Source organism: Streptomyces silaceus (assembly GCF_001419745.1).
Classification (GTDB): Bacteria; Actinomycetota; Actinomycetes; order Streptomycetales; family Streptomycetaceae; genus Streptomyces; species Streptomyces silaceus.
Genome location: NZ_LIRJ01000524.1, coordinates 1 through 1298 on the forward strand (window position 1 = coordinate 1; position 1298 = coordinate 1298).

The following is a 1298-nucleotide window of genomic DNA, read 5'->3' on the forward strand; positions in this document are numbered from 1 at the left end:
CACCCCCACCCCGCTGAGAACACCGTTCCCCGAGGGAAACAACGCGGTCCCGGACGGGTAACACCCGGGCCGCAGGCTGCGGGGCATGACATCGACGGTAGTGGTGATCGGCGCGGGCCTCGCAGGCACCCGCGTCGCCCAACGCCTCGGCGCCGGCACCGTGCTGATCGGCGAGGAGGAGCACGCCCCGTACAACCGCGTCCTGCTGGCCGAGGTCCTCGCGGGCCGGTACGGACCGGACGTCATCGCGCTGCCGGGCCACCCGGGCACCACGCTCCGCACCCGCGCGGTCCGCGTCGACCGCGCGGAGCGGCGGGTGCACTGCGCGGACGGCACCGTCGTCCCGTACGGCACCCTCGTCCTCGCGACCGGCTCGAACCCCGTCCTGCCGCCGCTGCGCGGCCTGTTCGCGCCCGGCGCCCGGGAACTCCCGCGCGGCGTGCACGCCTTCCGGACCATGGACGACTGCCTCGCCCTGTCCGCCGCCGTGTCGCCCGGCACCCGTACCGTCGTCATCGGCGGCGGCCTCCTCGGGGTCTCGGCGGCCCGCGCGCTCGCCCGGCGCGGCGCCCAGGTGGTCCTGGCCCAGCAGGCCGAGCGCCTGATGGAGCGCCAGCTCGACCCGGAGTCATCGGAGCTGGTGCGCCGTCACCTGACCGGCCTGGGCGTCGAGGTGCACACCGAGTGCCGCGTGCGCGGGGTCGGCGTCGACGGCGGTGCCGTGCGCCGCGTCGAGTTCGCCGACGGCTACGCCCTGGACACCGAACTGACCGTCCTGGCCTGCGGGGTGCGCCCCCGCACCGGCCTGGCGCTGGCCGCCGGTCTGGACGTACGCAAGGGGATCGTCGTGGACGACCTGCTGCGGACGTCCGATCCGCACGTGCGGGCGATCGGGGACTGCGCCGAGCACGCGGGCCGCGTCTACGGCCTCGCGACCCCCGCCGTGGAGCAGGCCGACGCGCTCGCGGACGCGCTGGCCGGCACGGACGGCGACCGGGCCGCCCGCCCCTACACCGGCACCCGCGCCCTGACCCGCCTCACCCTGACGGGCCCCGGCCCCGACGCCCTGGACCTGGCCGCCTTCGGCGAGGTCGAGCCGCGCCCCGACGACGACGTCGTCCGGCTCGCGGACGCCACCCGCGGGACGTACCGCAAGGTCGTCGTCCGCGGCGACCGGCTCGTCGGCGGCGTGCTGCTCGGCGAGCTCGGCTCGGTGGGCGCCCTGGCCCGCGCCTGGGAGTCCGCCGAGCCGCTGCCCGACGACGCGAGCCCCCTGCTCCACCTGCTCACCCCCGACC

1 protein-coding gene is annotated in these 1298 nt (G+C 77.3%); it reads left to right on the forward strand.

Annotated features, from left to right (window positions below):
* Positions 1-85: 85 nt before the first annotated feature.
* A partial coding sequence (locus AOK22_RS35785; RefSeq protein WP_055702860.1) for an NAD(P)/FAD-dependent oxidoreductase occupies positions 86-1298 on the forward strand: 1213 nt, incomplete at its 3' end.